Raw genomic sequence first — 18,518 nt, 5'->3', positions numbered from 1 at the left:
GGGCGCGCCCGTTCGTCAACCCCGTGCGGCGGGTTGAGCCGGAGCGCCAGAGTGGGGTGCAGACGAGAGGAGCACGCCATGACCGGAAATCCGGATCAGGATCTGCCCGAGGGTGTCATCAACGCCGACCCGCCCGGTGGGTGGAGCGGTATCGACGACGTCGAGACACGGGAGCGCAACGCGGATGCCGTCGGCTCGCCCGACCTCAGCGGCGCCCCGGAGGACGTGGGCGACGTCGAATCGGCCGAACCGTCCCGCGGAGCCGACCCCGACATGGGAGTAGAGGAATCATGAGCGAGCGCCAGAACGAATTCGACAACACCGGCGGCAACTACCCCGACCAGGGCGGTGCCGACGAGGACGCGATGCAGAAGACCGCCGCCGACAGCCCGACGGTCACCGACCCGGCCGAGGAAGCCGGCAGCGCTGCGCCGGCACCCGTCGACGGGTCCGCCCCGCCTGCCGGTCCGCCCAGCCACGAAGCGGTGGGCATCGGTGTCACCGACAGCGGCGAGAACGTCGGGACCGAGCACTTCGGCCAGGACGAAGGCCGCGACACGCTCACCGTGAGCGAGACGCAGCAGCAGGACCTGTCCGGTGAGCAGGAGCAGCGGCTGCCGGCGATGGCGCAGAACAACGCGCCCGAGGTCGACAAGGTGGCGGGAATCCTCGCGCAGACGCGCTCGGACCTCGCGACCGAGCCACACGATCGCATCGTGCACGTGCTGCGCCAGCGGCTGGAGCAATCCGGCATCCACCTGCCCGACGACGAGATCGCGGAGCTGGCGCGTCAGGTGTCGACGGGCTGAATCCCGAGGTCGGCGAGGATCGCGCGCGCGGCCGGCGCCGCGTCGCGGATCATCGTCTCGTGGCCGTGGCCGGAGATCTCCACCAGCGGGGCGCGCAGCGCTGTGGCCACCTGCCGGCACCACGCCGGCGGGCACACCACGTCGAGTTCGCCCCGGATGACCAGTCCCGGCACGGTCACGCGCGGGTAGACCAGCTCTGGCCGGTGCACCAGCATCGCCCGCATCTTGCGGCGCAGGTGCGGACCCGCCCGCACGTATTCCCGCGCGCCCAGCAGCAGCACCGTCGGGCTCTCCACCAGCAGGTCGTGCGCGAGGCGCCCCAACTGCGCCAGGGCGCTACGGGCCGCGGGGTCGACCGTCGGACCGATCAGCACGACGCGGTCGACGGCGCCCGGATGCCGCGCGGCAAGTTCGGCGACGACCTGCGAGCCCATCGAGTGGCCGATCGCGATGGTGTCCCCATCGGGTCGGTCCTCGGCCGCGAGATAGGCCGCGAGCAGGTCGGCCAGCCGTTCGATCGTCGGGATGCGGATCGGTTCTTCGGCCGCGCCGTACCCCGGCAGATCCACCGCCACCACGCGCCCGTGCGGACTCAGCTGTTCGACCAGATCACCGAACACCCGCCGTCCCATGCCGATGCCGTGGACCAGCAGAAACGTGCGGCCGCCCGTTCCCCGCTCGGCGACGACGAGTTGGGCGCCGCCGTGCGTGAACGTGGTGACGCGGTCATCCTCGGGGGTCGTCGGTGCGCGGTCGTCCACGCTCCGAGATTAGGGGGTGGCCGCTGCGGCATCCTGAGCGTACGGTGACCGCATGTGCCGGAACATCCACACCCTTCACAACTTCGAACCCGCCGCGACGGACGATGAGGTCCACGCCGCCGCGCTGCAGTACGTGCGCAAGATCACGGGGACGACCAAACCCTCCCAGGCCAACGCCGAGGCGTTCGCCCGCGCCGTCGACGAGATCGCGCACGCCACGCGCCACCTGCTCGCGGACCTCGTCGCGGTGTCAGCGCCGAAGAACCGCGAAGAGGAGGCCGCCAAGGCGCGCGCCCGGGCGGAGAAGTCGGGCCGCTACGCGCCGCGCGTTGCCTGACCGCGCCGGCGTGGCTGGTCCATGCCGATGTGGATGCGGGTGCGCTTGCGTTCGATCACGATGAACACCCACCCGATCACCCACAGCGGGATCTGCGTGAGGAACGCAAGGCGGAACGCATCGAGCGTGTAGGTCTCCGGCGTGCCGGCGCCCTGCAGGTCCAGCGCCACACCGATCAGGAAGATCGCAATCAGCCCGGCGAGGAAGCCGCCCGCGTTGGTGATGCCGGTGGCGGTGCTGAGCCGGTGCGACGGGTTGTGGGTGCGGGCATGGTCGAAGGCGATCATGGATGCAGGTCCCCCCATCGACAGCGCGATCGCGAGACCGAACAGCATCCACAGCGGGGCGGGGCCCGGCTGGGCGATCACGATGAGCCAGGCGACGGCCTGCACTGCGATCGAGGGGAGCACGAGGGCGCGTGAGCGGAAGTTCGGGATGCGGCTGGACAGCATGCCCATGAACGGCCCGATCGCGATCCCGGCCAGCACGTACACCGTCGTCACCAGCGCCGCCTGGCCCTGCGTGAGCCCTTCGCCGGCGGTGAGGAACGGGATGCCCCACAGCATGATGAAGGCCGACCCGGCGAACGGGGTGGTGAAGTGGGACCAGAACGCGAGCCGGGTGCCGGGATGCGACCAGGCGGCGCGCACGCCGACCCGGTTGTCCAGCGCCGAGGTGACCACCCGGATCGCGCCGGTCGAGGCGTCGACGGTGACGTCGGTGTCGCGATCGGGCGGATGGTTGCGGATGAGGGCGAACACGAGCACCGTGAACAGGACGCACAGACCGGCGACGCTGCCGAACGCGATCGACCAGCTGGTGGCGTGCAGCAGCGCCGCCAGCGGCACGATTGCGGCGATCTGGCCGAGCTGGCCGAGGATGCCGGTCAGCTGCACCATGACCGGGCCGCGCTGGGAGGGGAACCAGGTGGCGATGAGTCGCAAGACGCTGGGGAACACTGCGGCATCACCCGCCCCCAGCAGCATGCGCGCGGCGATCGCGACGCCCACGTTCGGCGACACCGCCATGACCAGCTGGCCGACGGCCATCAGCGCCATACCCGCAGTGATCAGCGGACGCGCACCGTAGCGGTCGAGCATGAGCCCGACGGGGATCTGCATCGCGCCGTACACGCCGAGCTGGATCACGGCGAACATCGACAGCGTCGACGCGTCGATGTCGAAGCGGTGAGCGGTATCCACACCGACCGATGCCAGCGACGTGCGGTTGGTGACCGAGAGCATGTACGCGGCGACGCCGACTCCCCACACCAGCCAGCTGCGCCACGTCGGGGCGGCGGCGGAGGGGAGGGTGGTCACGGCCATTCAGCCTACGCGGGCGATCCTCCCCGTCGATGTCGGAGGCGGCGCATACCGTGTGAATATGCGCATCCTGCACACTTCGGACTGGCACATCGGGCGGACCTTCCACGGTCACTCCACGCTCGATGCGCTCGGTGGTGTGCTCGACGCGCTTGTGGCCCAGGTGCGCGAGAACGACGTGGACGTCGTGATCGTCGCCGGCGACGTGTTCGACTCCGCCACGCCCGCCGCCGGCTGCTACGCGCTGCTCACCGACGCGCTCGCCGCGCTCGCCGATGCCGGCGCGCAGGTGGTCGTCACCAGTGGCAACCATGACTCCGCGGCACGGCTCGGCTTCCAGGCGGCGCTGCTGCGCCCCGGCATCCACGTCGTCACCGATCCGCAGACGGTGGGCACGCCGATCACGGTGTCCGATGCGCACGGTCCCGTCCACATCTACGGCATCCCGTTCCTCGAGCCGGCGCTGCTGCGGCACACCTGGCCGGGGGTGCGCTCGCAGGCGGAGGTGCTCGACCGTGCCATGCAGCTCGTCCGCACCGACCTCGCCGCGCGCGGCGGGCGATCGGTCGCGATCGCGCACTGCTTCGCCGCCGGCGTCGAGCCCACCCCGCATCTCGAGCGCGACATCCAGCAGGGCGGCCTCGACGTCGTGCCCCTGTCGACGTTCGACGGGGTCGACTACATGGCGCTCGGGCACATCCACGGCCGGCAGCGGCTGTCGGACCGGGTGCGCTACGCCGGCGCCCCGCTGCACTACAGCTTCGGCGAGGGTGACAAGCCCCGCGGCTCGTGGCTCATCGAGCTGGATGCCGGCGGACTGGCGGGCGTGCAGTGGCTGGAGCTTCCCGTGCCGCGCCGGCTGGTCACGCTGGTCGGGCCGCTGGAGGAGCTGCTCTCCAACGAGAAGTACGCCCCGCACGAGGGCGAGTGGGTGTCGGTGGAGTACACCGACACGCTGCCGCAGCGCGACCCGATGCGCCGGCTGCAGGAGCGGTTCGCGCACTGCGCGTGCGTCGCACACAAGCCGGCGCAGAAGACCGGAGACGACAGCGGCAACAGCTACGCGCAGCGCGTGCGTGGGGCGCGCAGTGACCGCGAACTGCTCGACGCGTTCCTGCGCCACGTGCGCGACGGTGAAGGGGCCAGCGACCGCGAGACAGCCCTGATCGAGGATCTGCTCGACGCCCGCACGCTCGCGGAGGCGGCGACGTGAAGCTGCACCGGCTGGAGCTCACCGGGTTCGGGCCGTTCCTTTCGACTCAAACGGTCGACTTCGACGCGTTCGCGCGCGACGGCATCTTCCTGATCTCCGGGCGCACCGGAGCAGGCAAGTCCAGCATTCTCGACGGGGTGAGCTTCGCCCTCTACGGCAGCGTGCCCAGATACGAGTCCGGCGACAAGCGACTGCGCAGCGACCACTGCGCACCCGAGGACCCCACCGAGGTGCGGCTGGAGTTCACCGTTGCCGACCGCCGATGGCGCGTGACGCGCGGCCCGGAGTATCAGCGTCCGGCGCGGCGCGGCGGGGGACTGACCACCGAGCCCACGCGGGCCGAGCTGGAGGAACTGGTCGACGGTCAGTGGATCGGCCGCGCAGCCAAGCCGCGCGATGTCGCCCTCGCCCTCGATGAGGTGCTGGGCCTGAACGCGCAGCAGTTCCAGCAGGTCATCCTGCTCGCGCAGAACAAGTTCTCCCGGTTCCTGCTCGCCTCCGGGGGCGAGCGGCAGCCGCTGCTGCGCACACTGTTCGGTACGCGACGGTACGAGGACTACGTCCGCGCAATCGGGGAACGAAGCAAAGCCGCGCTCGCCGGTCTCGACACCCTGGGCGAGCACGCCCGCACCCTGCTCGACCAGGCCGAGCGCGTCATCGCCGAGCACGACCTCGCCGGCGACGCCGTGGCCCCCACCGATCTGGCCGGCCGCCGCGACGCCGCCGAGCGCGCCGTGCAGCGCGCCGACTACCGGGTCGAGACGCTCGGGCGCGAGCGGGCGGATGCCGACAGCGCCTTCGCCGCCGCGACGACCGCCCACGCCGCCCGCGTCGCCCTCGCCAAGGCACACGCCGACCTCGCGCAGGCGCGCGAGCGACTGGCATCCCTCGAGAACGACGCCGAGCGCATCGCGGGCGACCGGGTGACGCTGGAGCGCGCCCGGGCCGCCGAGGGCATCCGGTCGGTGCTCACCGCCGCCACTCGCGCCGCGCAGCTCGCGACGGCTGCCGCCGCGACCGCCGCGGCCGCCGATCGCGCGTGGGCGCAGGTCGCCGGCGACGCTGAAGCCGACGTCGACCTGGCCGTCATCGACGAGCAGCTCACCGGCGACCTCGCCGTGTGGGCCGCCGCCGCTCGGCAGGAAGCCGAGCTTTCGGCGCGGGAGGCTGCTCTTGCCACGGCGCGCGAGCGGGTCGCCCGGCTCGAGCGGGAGCTGGCGACGTTCGATGAGCAGCGCGCTTTGATCCCCGCCGAACGCGTGAGGCTCGGGGAACACCTCATGGCCGCCCGCGCACGAGCGGCGGTGCAGGGCGCGGCGCGCACGCAGCGTGACGCGCTGGCGGCACGGGTCGCCGCAGCCCGCGAGGCCGAGACGCTGGCTGCCGCCCTGCACGACGCAGATGTGGTCCGCGCTGCCGCTGCGGCCGCCTCGGCCGCGGCAGGCGCCGCGGTGGCCGCGCTGCTGCAGCGCCGCCTCGACGGCTACGCCGGCGAGCTCGCCGCCGCACTCGTCGACGGTGAGGCCTGCGCCGTGTGCGGTTCCACGGCGCACCCGCGGCCTGCCACACGCGGCGACGAGCCGGTCACCGACGAACTGGTCGCCGCGGCCGAGGCAGACCGCGACGCCGCACTGGCCGCCGAACGTGTCGCCGCCGAGACCGCACGTTCCGCGCGTGACGCGCATGCGCAGGCGGCCGCCCGCGCCGGCGGCGAGCCGCTGGAGGCCCTCGAGACGCAACTCGCGGCGGCTGCAGACGCGCTCACCGCCGCCGAGGCCGCACAGCGCGAGGCGGAGCAGCTCGACAGCCGGCTGCGGGAACTCGACGATCTCGACGCCGCATCGCACGCGGCGCGGACGGCCTGCGACGCCGACCTCGGCACCGCACGCGAGTCGTTCGCCGCGCTCGAGGCGACGCTGACCGACACGCGACAGGCGGTCGCCGCCGCTCGGGGCGACTACCCGACCGTGGCCGAGCGCATCGCCGTGGCCACCACGCGGCGTGACGCGGCACGGGCCTGCCGCGCGGCGCGCGCCGCGGCGGCACGCGCCGCCGAAGACCTCACCGCGGCGGTCGCCGAGCGGGACGCGCACCTGGCGGCATCCGTGTTCGCCGACCCCGCCGACGCGACCGCGGCGCTGCGCGACGCCGGGGCGGTGCGGGAGCTCGCCGACCGTATCGGCACACACGACACGGCGCTGGCGGCCACCAGGCAGCGCGCCCTCGAGCTCGAGCTGGAACTGGCCGGGTCGACCGACGAGCCCGTCGACCTGGCGGCATCCGCCGCCGCCGTCGCTGCAGCCGACGCGGCCCGCGCCGCCGCGATCGCCGCGGAACGCGACGCGCAGAACGTGGCCGCCCGCCTGCGCGACCTCGTGGTGCAGACGGATGCCGCGTACGCCGCGGTCGCCGCGCACGCCGAGGAGGCAGAGGCGGTGCGTCGGCTGGCCGACACCGTCGCCGGCCGCGCACCCAACACGATGAAGATGGACCTCGAGACCTTCGTGCTCGCCGCCGAACTGGAAGAGATCGTCGCGGCGGCGAACGTGCGGCTGGAGGAGATGTCGTCGGGGCGTTACACGCTGCACCACTCCGACGCGCGGGCCGCCCGCGGTGCCGCGTCGGGGCTCGGGATCGATGTGCTCGACGCGCACACCGGGCAGCTGCGACCGCCGCAGTCCCTCTCCGGCGGGGAGACGTTCCTGGCATCCCTGGCCCTCGCCCTCGGCCTCGCCGAGGTGGTCACCGCGCGGGCCGGCGGCATGCGCCTGGACACGCTGTTCATCGACGAGGGCTTCGGCTCACTGGACGCCGACACGCTCGAGCTGGCGATGCGCACGCTCGACGAACTGCGCGCCGGCGGCCGCACCGTCGGCGTCATCAGTCACGTCGAGGCGATGAAGGAGCAGCTGCCCGCGCAGCTGCTCGTGGAGGCGACGCCGCGCGGGCCGAGCCTCATCCTGCAGGACGAGGCAGTGGCGGCCTCGTAAGCTGGCGGCATGAACACAAGCACAGTGTGGACCGTCATCGGCGTCATCGTGGCGGTCATCATCGCGTGGATCCTGGTCAGCGTGCTGGGGAGCCTGCTCTGGTTCGTCGGCAAGCTGGCGATCGTCGCGGTGGTCGCGGTCATCGTCTTCCTGGTGCTGCGGTCGGTCTTCGCCGGTTCGCGGGACTGAGGCGGTCGCCATGAGCTCCGCCGGCCCTGACAAGAACAAGCCGTCCACGGCACGTGTGACCATCTGGCTCGTCGTCGGTGCGATCGGCGTGTACTTCCTGGCATCCGGGATCATCGGCATCGTCTCCGGAGGCAGCTGAGCCAACCGGGTTCTTTCTCACGGGGCGGGGTCGTGGCCCCCGCGACCGTTCTGGGAGAGGATGGGAGGACCGCCGGTCCAAGCCGGGGGGAGAGGCTCGACACATGGAATCGGTTCCGCTCGATACGCCAGACGGCATCACCGCGAGGCTCGGCTGGGACCCGGGCGTCAGCGTGCACGATCGTCGCCGGATCCTGACCCGCGAGATCATCGCCGGACTCCTTCGCTGCGAGACGCGCGAGATCCGCGTGGAACGCGAACCTCCTCGCGGGTACGGCTACCACACGCGCCTCATCGCGTCGCGCGATGGAGTGAACCTGCCCTACGCGGTCAAGACCGCCAGCTTCCGCGCCGCCACCGTCGTTGCCGTGTCCGATCCGGCCACGCCACTGGGCATCGACGTGCGCGACATGCATCCGGACGCCGCCGACATCCACATGATGCAGAAGCACTCGCACCTGCTGGATGAGAACAACATCCCCGCGCTCCTCGAGCACTGGACCAAGGTGCAGGCCGTCCTCGAAGCCGATGGCCGCGGCGTGCGCGTCGCAGCCGAGCATGTGCGGCTGGACCCGGCGCGACGCAAGGGATGGCTTCCCGACCGCAGGGCCGGGTACCACCTGGTCGACCTGTCCCGCGAGGGCTGGATCATCACGATGGCCTACGGGACCACCCCGGTCTGAGGCTCGCCGCGGCTGACCCGGCTACGACCCCGGCAGCGCCGCGTCTAGCTCAGCGAGCCACGCGCGGGCGTTGCCGTCGCTCGGCGCGCGCCAGTCCCCGCGCGGCGACAGCGAGCCCGCCGCCGAGACCTTCGGGCCATTGGGGATCGCGGAGCGCTTGAACTGCGCGAACCCGAAGTAGCGCTGCAGGAACACCCGCAACCACCGCACGATCGTGTCGCGGTCGTAGCCGTACCGATCGGCATCGGGGAAGCCGGGAGGCCACGCACCGGCATCCGGATCCTTCCACGCATGCTCGGCGAGGAACGCGATCTTCGACGGGCGGAAGCCATAGCGCAGCACGTAGAACAGCGTGAAGTCGTGCAGGGCGTACGGGCCGATGGTGTCCTCGGTCGACTGCACCTTGCCGTCTTCGCCCGCCGGCACGAGTTCGGGGCTGATCTCGGTGTCCAGCACCGAGCGCAGCACCGACACGGCGTCGTCACTCAGGCTCGTCGCGGCGTCGTCGGAGGCGGCTCCCGCCCCGGACGGGCGGTGCGCGATCACCCAGCGGATGATGTGCTGGATGAGGGTCTTGGGCACGCCCACGTTGACGGCGTAGTGGCTCATGTGGTCGCCGACGCCGTAGGTGGCCCAGCCGAGCGCGAGCTCGGACAGATCGGACGTGCCGATGACGATCCCGTTCTCGCGGTTGGCGATGCGGAACAGGAAGTCGGTGCGCACGCCCGCCTGCACGTTCTCGAACGTGACGTCATAGAGCGGCTCGCCCGCAGCGTACGGGTGCCCGATGCCCTTGAGCAGCTCGTTCGCGGCGGGGCGGATGTCGATCGTGGAGATCGTCGCCCCGATCGCCTCGGCGAGGGCGATCGCGTTGGACTTGGTGTGCTCGCTCGTCGCGAAGCCGGGCATCGTATAAGCGAGGATGTCGCTGCGGGGCCGGCCCATGCGGTCCATCGCCCGCGCCACGACCAGCAGCGCGTGCGTCGAGTCGAGGCCGCCGCTCACACCGATCACCGGGCGCGGGCCGCCGATGGCACGCATCCGCTGCTCGAGCCCGGATACCTGGATGTTGAACGCCTCGTAGCAGTCCTGGTCCAGTCGTGCCGGGTCGTCCGGCACGAACGGGAATCGGTCCAGTGGCCGGCGCAGGCCGACGTCGGTCGCGGGCGGCTCCAGGAACAGCTCCACGGTGAGGAACTCCCCGCCGTCGGCGAGCCGGTTGTCGTCGAACGTGCCCTGGCGGATGCGGTCCTGACGCAGCCGGTCGAGGTCGACGTCGACGACGCTGCGCCGCGGCCCCTCCGGGAACCGGTCGGTCTCGGCCAGCAGCGTGCCGCCCTCGTAGACCATCGTCTGGCCGTCCCAGGAGAGGTCGTTGGTCGATTCGCCCATTCCCGCCGCCGCATACGCATACACCGCGAGGCAGCGCAGCGACTGCGACTGGCACAGGATCTTGCGGTCGTCGGCGCGGGCGATCGTGATCGGGCTGCCGGACAGGTTGGCGAGCACCGTCGCCCCCGCCAGCGCCGCGCGCGACGACGGCGGCACCGGCACCCACACGTCCTCGCAGACCTCGGCGTGCAGCACGAGCCCCGGAACGTCGCGCACGTCGAACAGCAGGTTGTTGCCGAACACCGCCTCGTACTCACCGACGCGGATCGATTCACCCGCCCACGGTGTGCCAGCCGCGTACCAGCGCCGTTCGTAGAACTCCCGGTAGGTCGGCAGATACGACTTCGGTGCGACGCCGACCAGCTCGCCGCGGTGGATCACCACGGCGCAGTTGTAGATACGGTTGCGGTGACGAAGCGGAGCCCCGACGACGAGCACGGGAAAGAGATCGGTGGATGCCTCGACGAGGCGCTCGATCGCGCGCTCGGTGGCATCCAGCACGGCATCCTGCATCACGAGGTCTTCGATCGAGTACCCGGTGAGGCAGAGCTCGGGGAAGATCGCGACAGCAACCGACTCGTCGTGGCATTCGCGCCACGAGGCGAGCACCGTCTCGGCGTTGGTCGCCGGGTCGGCGACGGCCAGCGGGATCGTGCACGCGGCGATGCGTGCGTACCCGTGCCGGTAGATGCTCTCGAAGGGGAGGCTCATCGTCCCAGTCTGGCACTGTCCGACCCCGCGGCTAGGGTCGAACGCGGAAGGTGGACATGCGATACATCGAAGACGAAGCCCGAATCGTCTGGAGCGCGAGCGACCTGAAGGCCGCTGCCGAGTGCGAGTTCGCTTGGCTGCGAGCAATCGACGCCAAGCTCGGACGGGTCGCCGCGGTCGAAGACCCCGAAGACCTCACTCTGGAACGCGCCGGCCGGCTGGGTATGGCGCACGAGCGTCGCGCGCTGGAGGCGTACCGCGAGAAGTACCCGAACGGGGTCGTGGAGATCCCGGAGGCGCGATCCACGGATGCCGCGGCTCTCGCCGACGCGGTCCAGCGGACTCAGGACGCACTGCGCTCGGACGCGAAGGTGATCTATCAGGCCGCGTTCGCCGCCTCCGACTTCGTGGGCTTCGCCGACTTCCTGGTGCGTGACGACGCCACCGGCAGGTGGGTCGTGCAGGACACCAAGCTCGCTCGCCACGCGCGCGTCACGGCGCTGATGCAGTTGGCAGCATACGTCGTTCAGCTCGATGCGCTCGGCGTCGCGCGCGCCGACCGAGTGGAGCTGTTGCTGGGCGACGGCACCACGTCCACCCACGCGGTTCGCGACCTCCTGCCCACCTTCCGGTTGCGCCGCGCGCGGCTGCTGGCACTCATCGAGGACCGCGACGTGACGTCGGGGTCCGCCGGCGCGCCGATCCCGTGGGGCGACCCCCGCGGCGACCTCGGCGTCATCGCGTGTGGACGCTGCGCCACCTGCGACCTGGAAGTCGTCGCGCACCGCGACCTGCTGCTGGTCGCCGGAATGCGCCCGGTGCAGCGCGACCGGATGCGGGCGGGCGGCATCACCACGATCGATCAGCTGGCCGCCGCGACCGAGGCGGTGCCGCGCATGTCGTGGGACACGTTCGCGGGGCTGCGGACGCAGGCGCGCCTGCAGCTGGACAGTCCCGCCGGCGTGCCCGAGCCCGATCCGGTGGGCGAGCCTGCGCTGCCGGACGAAACCCTCGCACCGACCCCCATCCCCACCTTCGAGGTCGTCTTCCCGCAGGCGCTCGGCGCACTGCCGATGCCCGACGCCGGTGACCTGTTCTTCGACTTCGAGGGCGACCCGCTGTACACCGAGGGCGCCGGCACGACGTGGGGGATCGACTACCTGTTCGGGTGGGTCGACGTGCGCGAGCAGTACTCCGCGCTGTGGGCGCACAGCTTCGCGGAGGAGAAGGAGGCGTTCGAGCGCTTCCTCGATCTCATCGCGCTGCAGCGCCGCGAGCGGCCCGGCATGCACATCTACCACTACGCGCCCTACGAGCCCACGCACCTGCTGCAGATGGCCGCCCGCTACGGCGTGCGCGAGGGCGACGTCGACCGGCTGCTGCGCGACGGCGTCTTCGTCGACCTGTATCCGATCGTGCGGCGGGCGCTGCGGGTGGGTTCGCGGTCGTACTCCATCAAGAAGCTGGAGCCGCTGTACATGGGCGCCGAAGTGCGCACCAGCGACGTGCAGCGCGGCGACGATTCCATCGTGAAGTACGTGCAGGCCCGCGCCCACGCCGCCGACGGCGACGCCGCGGCATCCGAGGCCATCTTCGCCGACCTCGCCGACTACAACCGCTACGACTGCGTCTCCACCCGGCGGCTGCGCGACTGGCTCGTCGAGCGCGCGAAAGATGCCGGCATGCGACCTTCCGTCGAACCCGACCCGGTCGACTCCGGCTACGACCCGTCGCCGCGCGCCGAGGCGCTGGGCCGCATCGCCGCCGACATGAACGAGGTCGACGCGCAGGCGCTGCGGCTGGCCGCCGCGGCCATCGACTACTACCCGCGCGAGCGCAAGACCTTCTGGGCGACGCATTTCCTGCGGCTACGGGAGCCGGTGTCGGTGTGGGCCGACAGCCGCGACGTCGTCGTCTTCGACGCCGAACGCTCCCGCGTCGTGCAGGACTGGCATCGCCCCGAGGGTGGACGGGTCGACCGCCGCCTGGTCGAACTGCGCGGCGAACCGGCCCCCGGCACCCGGCTGAAGCAGGGCGGCAAGCCGTTCCTCATCTACGAGCGCCCCGCGCCGTTCCCCGTCGACGCCGGTCCCCGGGCGCTGCACGCCGCCCGGTCGGCGGAAATCGTCGAGGTGCTCGACGACGGCGTGATCGTCAGCGAGACGCCCATCGACGGATTCACCTGGTCGCAGCTGCCGGTCGCGCTGACACCCGAAGGGCCTCCCGGTGCGGGCAGCCAGCAGGGTGCGATCGACGAGTGGGCGGATGCCGTCATCGCCGCGTCTCCGGCGATGCAGGCGGATGCCGCGACCGATCTGCTGCGCCGCATCCCGCCTCGTACCCGCTCCGGCGCGCTCGCGCGCGGCACCGGCGACATCGCGTCGGACATCACCGCCTCGATCGCCGACCTCGACGGCAGCTACCTGGCCGTGCAGGGGCCTCCCGGCACCGGCAAGACCTACGTCGGATCGCACGTGATCGCCCGGCTCGTCGCCGAGAAGGGCTTCCGCGTCGGCGTCGTCGCGCAGTCCCACGCGGTCGTGGAGAACATGCTCGACCGGGTCGTGGCCGCGGGAGTGCCGAAGGCGCAGGTCGCCAAGGCGCTGAAGGAAGCCCCGACCGGCGAGGAGCCGTTCACCGTCATCGCCAAGAACGGCATGGCTGCATTCACCGCCGACCAGCCCGCCGGGTTCGTCGTCGGCGGCACCGCGTGGGACTTCTGCCACCCCGCCCGCATCCCGCGGGGGAGTCTTGACCTGCTCGTGATCGACGAGGCGGGCCAGTTCTCCCTGGCATCCACCATCGCCGTCTCGGTCGCCGCGTCCCGCCTGCTGCTGCTGGGCGACCCGCAGCAACTGCCGCAGGTGAGCCAGGGCACCCACCCCGAGCCGGTGGACACGTCAGCGCTGGGCTGGGTGATGGACGGCGCCGAGGTGATCGACGAGACGCACGGGTACTTCCTGGCGCAGACGTGGCGGATGCATCCGGCGGTCGCCGAGCCGGTGTCGCAACTGGCGTACGCCGGGGAGCTGGCATCGCACCCATCGTCGGCTGCGCGGCTGGTGACGGGCATCGATCCCGGCGTCCACCCGGTCGCGGTGCGCCACCACGGCAACGCGACGCAGTCGCCGGAAGAGGCGGCCACGGTGGTCGCGTTGGTGCGCGACGTGGTCGGGCGCGGCTGGACCGACGGCGCGGGTGCGCCGCCCCGACCGCTCACCCCGTCGGACATCATCGTGGTGACGCCGTACAACGCACAGCAGGTGGAGGTGGAGGAAGCCCTCGCCGCCGCCGGTTTCGGTGAGGTGCCGGTGGGTACCGTCGACCGGTTCCAGGGTCAGGAAGCGGCGATCGCGATCGTGTCGCTCGCGGCATCCAGCGGGCGTGACGCACCGCGTGGGCTGGAGTTCCTGCTGCTGCAGAACCGGCTCAACGTGGCCGTTTCACGCGCGAAGTACGCCGCCTACGTCGTGTACGCACCGGGACTGCTCGACGACCTGCCCCGCACGCCCGAGGGGGTGGCCCGCCTGAGCGCCTTCGCGCGTCTCGTGCGAGCGTGAAGGGCGGGCGGTGCGGGCGCGCGTTCGGCGCTCGCACCACCCGGTGGGTCAGACCGTGCCGTACAGGCGGTCGCCGGCGTCGCCCAGGCCCGGCACGATGTAGCCGTGCTCGTCGAGACGCTCGTCCAGGGCGCCCAGCACGAGGGTGACGTCACGGTCGCCGACCTGCTTCTGGATCGCGGCGACACCCTCCGGTGCGGCGAGGATGCAGATGGCGGTGACGTCCTGCGCACCGCGGGCGAAGAGGAAGTCGATGGCCGCACCCAGCGAGCCGCCGGTGGCGAGCATGGGGTCCAGCACGAAGCACTGTCGGTCGCTGAGATCGTCGGGCAGCCGCTCGGCGTAGGTCGCCGGCTGCAGCGTGACCTCGTCGCGCAGCATCCCGAGGAATCCCACCTCGGCGGTCGGCATCAGCCGGACCATGCCCTCGAGCATGCCCAGTCCCGCGCGCAGGATCGGCACCACGAGCGGGCGCGGCTCGCTGAGCTTGACGCCGGTCGTCGCGGTGACGGGCGTACGGATCTCGACCGGCTCCACGCGCACATTGCGCGTCGCCTCATAGGCGAGCAGTGTGACGAGTTCCTCGACCAACTGCCGGAACATCGGTGACGGGGTGCGCTCATCGCGCAGCACCGTGAGTTTGTGAGTGATGAGGGGGTGGTCGGCCACGTGCACACGCATGGGTCCAGCCTACGGGGTGGGCTCCTGCGCTGCGGGCGCCTCTTTCTCGGCCCAGACCGGCCGTGACGCGAAGTATCCGAATCTCGGGCCTGCTGCGGCATCCACGCGGCGTCCGCGCAGGCGATCGTGAGCCCGTGCCCGAACGCGGCTGGCGACGGGGATCATCGCGCCGGCGAGGGGTCGGCGACGACGGTCATCTGCGCGGGCAGTTTCCGGCGTAGGCGCGGGGGTGCGTCAGGGGAGAGCGGCTCGGTCGCGGAGGTGAGCGCCACCGGCCCCTCCAGGAGCCGCGTGGCCAGGCCCGGTTCGGCGCGGAGGGTCAGCCCGGACGGCAACGCCCCTCCGTTCAGGGCGGTGATGGTCGACGGCGACGCGGGAGTGATGCCGTCTTCAACCAAGACGCTGAGCGCCTCTCGCGCGTCGCCGGCGGTATCGCCGGGCCAGGCATGCGCGCGCAGCCGGGCGGGCCGCACCGTCGTGCGGGCGGGGGAAAGCGTGTCACGTCCCGCGGCGAGGTCGTCGGTGACGGTCAACTCGCCGCCCCCGCTGAGGCGGGCGTCTTCGGGGTGCGCCGGAGGGTGGGCTGGGGCGTCAGCGTCGATGTGGAGCCGCCGCACCACCGCCCACGGGTGACCGCCTCTGCCCCACACCGCCGTGCTGGAGAGCCACGCGAACCGCCCGTCGGGGAACCGTGCGAAGGCGGTGAACGTCGCGGCGTCGGTCAGCGGGGCCGTCGTGGCGAGGATGACGCCGTCCGGGTGGTCATCGAATGTGGCCACCGAGGCCGGGAAGGTCAGGTCACGTACGCGTGCCGTCGCACCGTCCGGCATCCGCTTCTCCTCCCGCCGTGAGCGAGTCTAGAACGCAGCCCAACCCCCGGCCCAGGGGGAGAAGTTCCCAGTCCGCGCCGGGCGGGCAATAGCCTGGAGCGCGTGAACCTGCCTGGGCGTGACACCGATCTCGTGGCGATGCAGCGCGCGCTCGAGCTGGCCGCCGAGGCGGCGGAGCACGGCGACATCCCGGTCGGAGCCGTGGTGACGGATGCCGCCGGCACGATCATCGGTGAGGGACGGAATCTGCGTGAGGCGACGCACGACCCGCTCGCGCACGCCGAGGTCGTCGCCCTGCGGGCGGCCGCGCAAGCGCTGGGCTCGTGGAACCTGTCGCGCTGCACGCTCGTGGTGACGCTGGAGCCGTGTCTGATGTGCGCGGGCGCCATCATCCAGTCGCACGTGGACCGGCTGGTGTTCGGCGCCTGGGACGACAAGGCCGGGGCGGCGGGCTCGATGTACGACGTCGTGCGGGACCGGCGGCTGCCGCACCGGGCCGAAGTGGTCGCCGGGGTGCGGCAGGACGAGGCATCCGCGCTTTTGCGTGACTTCTTCGGCGCACGTCGCGAGCCCTGAGCCGGGCGCGTCGGCGGCGCGAATACTCACTCGAGACGACGAATACTCACTCGAGACGACGAATACTCACTCGAGACGACGAATACTCACTCGGCGGCGTGAATACTCACTCGGCGGCGGGGCGGGGTCAGTCGATGGACGTGACGATGATGTCGCTGGTGGGCAGGCTACTCGGCGTGCGGCGGATGTCCGGCTCGATGTAGACCACGCGGGCGGCGGGGACGGCGGCGCGGATGCGGGATTCGATGTCGTCGATGTCCGCGGCCACCACGCCGAGCTGTTTGTCGGACGCGAACCCGACCTTGGCGGCGACCAGCAACTCGTCGGGACCCAGGTAGAGCGTCTTCATGTGAATGAGCGACTCGATCCCGGGGCTTCCTTCGATCGCCGCGACGATGCGGTCGTGGTCGGCGTCGGTGGCGCCCTCCCCGACCAGCAGGCTCTTGGTCTCCACTCCCAGCACGATGGCGACGAGGATCAGCAGCGCCCCGATCATGAGGGTGCCGATCGCGTCGAAGACCGGATTGTGGGTGATCGCGGCCATGCCGACCCCGAACAGTGCGAACACCAGGCCGGTGAGCGCCGCGAGGTCCTCGAGCAGCACGACCGGCAGCTCCGGCGCCTTGGCCCGCCGCACGAACGCGACCCACGACGTGCCCTTCTCGCGCACGTGGTTGGACTCGCGCACCGCGGTGCGCAGCGAGAACGACTCCAGCACGATCGCGATGACCAGCACCGTCAGCGGGACCCAGACGTTCTCCAGCTCGTGCGGGTGCGTGAGCTTGTCGATGCCTTCGTAGATAGAGAACAGCCCGCCGACGGAGAACAGGATGATCGCCACCACGAAGGCGTAGACGTACCGCTCGCGGCCGTAGCCGAACGGGTGCTCGCTGTCGGCGTCGCGCTTGGCCCGCCGCCCGCCCAGCAGCAGGAGCAGCTGATTGCCGCTGTCGGCGACCGAGTGGATCGCCTCGGCGAGCATGGATGCCGAACCCGACAGCAGCCAGGCGACGAACTTCGCCAGCGCGATCCCGACGTTCGCGAGCAGCGCCGCGACGATCGCCTTTCCGCCACCCGATGCGCTCACGGCCGTCCCTCCGACGTCTTCGCTCAGTCCGAGGAGGCGATGACGATGGCCTCGGTGGGCGGGGCGGGGTTCGCCGGGCGGCCGATGTAGCCGACCGCGGCCAGCAGCTCGTGGCGGAACACCGCCGGGCGCTCCAGGTGGGGGGTGTGCCCGACATCTTCGAGCGCCAGTTCGACCACGTAGCCCCCGGCGTCGGCGTAGGCACCGAGCACATCGCGGGTCTGGGCAACCATCTCCTGCGGCGGCGCCACGTCGACGCCGGGCCACTCCGGCACGATGCCCAGCAGCCCCAGTTGGTTGACATCGGAGAACGAGGCATCCGAGACGACCACGTCCGCGGTGCCGTGGATCCACAGGATCGGCGGCTTGCGCTCCAGGTCCACGATGCCGGAGACGTCGAAGTACCGCGGCGCCACGGTGTTGAGCGCGCCGATGGGACCCGCCCCGTAGCCGGGCCAGTTGTCGCTGTGCACGCTGTCACCGGGGTAGTTGCCGGTGGCGGTGGAGGTGCTCAGCATCGACGCGACCCACACGTCCTCGTGCTCGGTGCGGTACCCGGGGGCCACGTAGGACGAACGGAAGACGTTGCGCGGAGACGTGGATGCCTCATCGCTGCTGTCGCCTGCGGTCAGCCGCTCGACGAAGTCCGGGTTGGCCGTACCCGCCCCGCAGCCGGCATCATCGGCGGTCAGCCGGCTGCCGTCGCGGCGGGTGCCGCCGAATCCGTAGGGGGAGACCGGCGACTCCAAGGTCAGGGAGAGCACCGGGTGATCCAGCGCGTACTGCATGACCACGCCCGCGCCCATTCCCCAGCCGACCAGGTGCGTCGCCGGCAGGTTCAGCGCCTCGAGCGTCGCGTGCACGTCGTCGCTGAAGTCACGGACGCCCCGCGTGGCGTCGACCGGCTCGTGATCGGTGTCGCCGTAGCCGCGCAGATCCACCGCGATCGGGCGCAGGTCGCCGGGCAGATCCTGCATGATCTCCTGCCAGAACAGGCTCGACGCCACGTTGCCGTGCACGAAAACGACGGTGCGGTCGGCGGGCGTGGCGGGATCGTCTGCGATGCGCTCGAGGATGTTGACCGTCAGGCGCGGCGTCTCAATGAGCCGCGCCGAGATCCCGTCGAGGAGGGTCTGCATGATGAGTCCTTCGTCTGCTCGGTGAGAGGGCCTCCGGGGCCGTTCCCGTGCTCGTCACTATAGCCGCGTGCCCGGTGACCACCGATGGCACCCGGCCGTC

17 protein-coding genes are annotated in these 18,518 nt (G+C 71.5%); 10 read left to right on the top strand and 7 right to left on the bottom strand.

The features are described from left to right. The first annotated feature begins 78 nt into the window (after positions 1-78). Positions 79-294, top strand: a complete 216-nt coding sequence (locus QNO11_RS13100) for a hypothetical protein (RefSeq protein WP_257507849.1) — start codon at positions 79-81, stop codon at positions 292-294. Further along, positions 291-809, top strand: a complete 519-nt coding sequence (locus QNO11_RS13095; protein ID WP_257507850.1) for a hypothetical protein — start codon at positions 291-293, stop codon at positions 807-809. The genes QNO11_RS13100 and QNO11_RS13095 overlap by 4 nt, the downstream gene beginning before the upstream one ends. Here QNO11_RS13095 and QNO11_RS13090 read toward each other — a convergent pair. After that, a complete protein-coding gene (locus QNO11_RS13090; RefSeq protein ID WP_257507851.1) occupies positions 791-1,570 on the bottom strand; it encodes an alpha/beta fold hydrolase in 780 nt (259 codons plus the stop codon). The genes QNO11_RS13095 and QNO11_RS13090 overlap by 19 nt on opposite strands. Positions 1,571-1,622: 52 nt before the next feature. Here QNO11_RS13090 and QNO11_RS13085 point away from each other — a divergent pair, with 52 nt between their 5' ends. Further along, on the top strand, positions 1,623-1,907 hold the full coding sequence (locus tag QNO11_RS13085) for a DUF2277 domain-containing protein (protein ID WP_257507852.1): 285 nt from the start codon (positions 1,623-1,625) through the stop codon (positions 1,905-1,907). On the opposite strand, the gene QNO11_RS13080 is transcribed toward QNO11_RS13085, so the two are convergent. Further along, positions 1,886-3,232: an MFS transporter gene (locus QNO11_RS13080; RefSeq protein ID WP_374113791.1), complete on the bottom strand. Its 1,347-nt coding sequence runs from the start codon at positions 3,230-3,232 to the stop codon at positions 1,886-1,888. The two genes, QNO11_RS13085 and QNO11_RS13080, sit on opposite strands and share 22 nt — an antisense overlap. 58 nt (positions 3,233-3,290) lie before the next feature. On the opposite strand from QNO11_RS13080, the gene QNO11_RS13075 reads away from it, so the two are divergent. From QNO11_RS13075 to QNO11_RS13055, 5 genes are all read left to right on the top strand, one after another. Continuing rightward, a complete protein-coding gene (locus QNO11_RS13075; RefSeq protein ID WP_257507853.1) occupies positions 3,291-4,442 on the top strand; it encodes an exonuclease SbcCD subunit D in 1,152 nt (383 codons plus the stop codon). Then, complete coding sequence (locus QNO11_RS13070; protein WP_257507854.1) at positions 4,439-7,432, top strand: AAA family ATPase; 2,994 nt, start codon at positions 4,439-4,441, stop codon at positions 7,430-7,432. The genes QNO11_RS13075 and QNO11_RS13070 overlap by 4 nt, the downstream gene beginning before the upstream one ends. Before the next feature lie 9 nt (positions 7,433-7,441). Then, entirely contained in the window at positions 7,442-7,621 is a 180-nt protein-coding gene (locus QNO11_RS13065; protein WP_257507855.1) for a hypothetical protein, read from the top strand. Positions 7,622-7,631: 10 nt separating this feature from the next. Further along, positions 7,632-7,760, top strand: coding sequence for a hypothetical protein (locus QNO11_RS13060; protein WP_257507856.1), 129 nt, complete (start codon positions 7,632-7,634; stop codon positions 7,758-7,760). A 103-nt stretch (positions 7,761-7,863) separates the two neighbouring features. Continuing rightward, the gene (locus QNO11_RS13055) at positions 7,864-8,442 is read left to right on the top strand and encodes a hypothetical protein (RefSeq protein ID WP_257507857.1); all 579 of its coding nucleotides are present in this window, start codon (positions 7,864-7,866) and stop codon (positions 8,440-8,442) included. A 21-nt stretch (positions 8,443-8,463) separates the two neighbouring features. Here QNO11_RS13055 and QNO11_RS13050 read toward each other — a convergent pair whose 3' ends face one another. Beyond that, a complete protein-coding gene (locus QNO11_RS13050; RefSeq protein ID WP_257507858.1) occupies positions 8,464-10,545 on the bottom strand; it encodes an NAD(+) synthase in 2,082 nt (693 codons plus the stop codon). Positions 10,546-10,601: 56 nt separating this feature from the next. On the opposite strand from QNO11_RS13050, the gene QNO11_RS13045 reads away from it, so the two are divergent. Then, positions 10,602-14,105, top strand: coding sequence for a TM0106 family RecB-like putative nuclease (locus tag QNO11_RS13045; RefSeq protein ID WP_257507859.1), 3,504 nt, complete (start codon positions 10,602-10,604; stop codon positions 14,103-14,105). Between the two features lie 48 nt (positions 14,106-14,153). Here QNO11_RS13045 and upp read toward each other — a convergent pair whose 3' ends face one another. After that, a complete protein-coding gene (gene upp, locus QNO11_RS13040; protein WP_257507860.1) occupies positions 14,154-14,786 on the bottom strand; it encodes a uracil phosphoribosyltransferase in 633 nt (210 codons plus the stop codon). 161 nt (positions 14,787-14,947) lie between these two features. Then, complete coding sequence (locus QNO11_RS13035; protein WP_257507861.1) at positions 14,948-15,616, bottom strand: hypothetical protein; 669 nt, start codon at positions 15,614-15,616, stop codon at positions 14,948-14,950. A gap of 138 nt (positions 15,617-15,754) precedes the next feature. On the opposite strand from QNO11_RS13035, the gene tadA reads away from it, so the two are divergent. Then, on the top strand, positions 15,755-16,192 hold the full coding sequence (gene tadA, locus QNO11_RS13030) for a tRNA adenosine(34) deaminase TadA (RefSeq protein ID WP_257508725.1): 438 nt from the start codon (positions 15,755-15,757) through the stop codon (positions 16,190-16,192). 127 nt (positions 16,193-16,319) lie between these two features. Here tadA and QNO11_RS13025 read toward each other — a convergent pair whose 3' ends face one another. Both QNO11_RS13025 and QNO11_RS13020 read right to left on the bottom strand, forming a co-directional pair. Continuing rightward, entirely contained in the window at positions 16,320-17,279 is a 960-nt protein-coding gene (locus QNO11_RS13025) for a cation diffusion facilitator family transporter (RefSeq protein ID WP_257507862.1), read from the bottom strand. A 23-nt stretch (positions 17,280-17,302) separates the two neighbouring features. Further along, positions 17,303-18,418, bottom strand: coding sequence for an alpha/beta fold hydrolase (locus tag QNO11_RS13020; protein WP_257507863.1), 1,116 nt, complete (start codon positions 18,416-18,418; stop codon positions 17,303-17,305). Positions 18,419-18,518: the final 100 nt, after the last annotated feature.

It is taken from the genome of Microbacterium sp. zg-B96 (assembly GCF_030246865.1).
In the GTDB taxonomy this organism is placed as follows: Bacteria; Actinomycetota; Actinomycetes; order Actinomycetales; family Microbacteriaceae; genus Microbacterium.
This window is presented reverse-complemented; position numbering and strand designations above follow the sequence as displayed.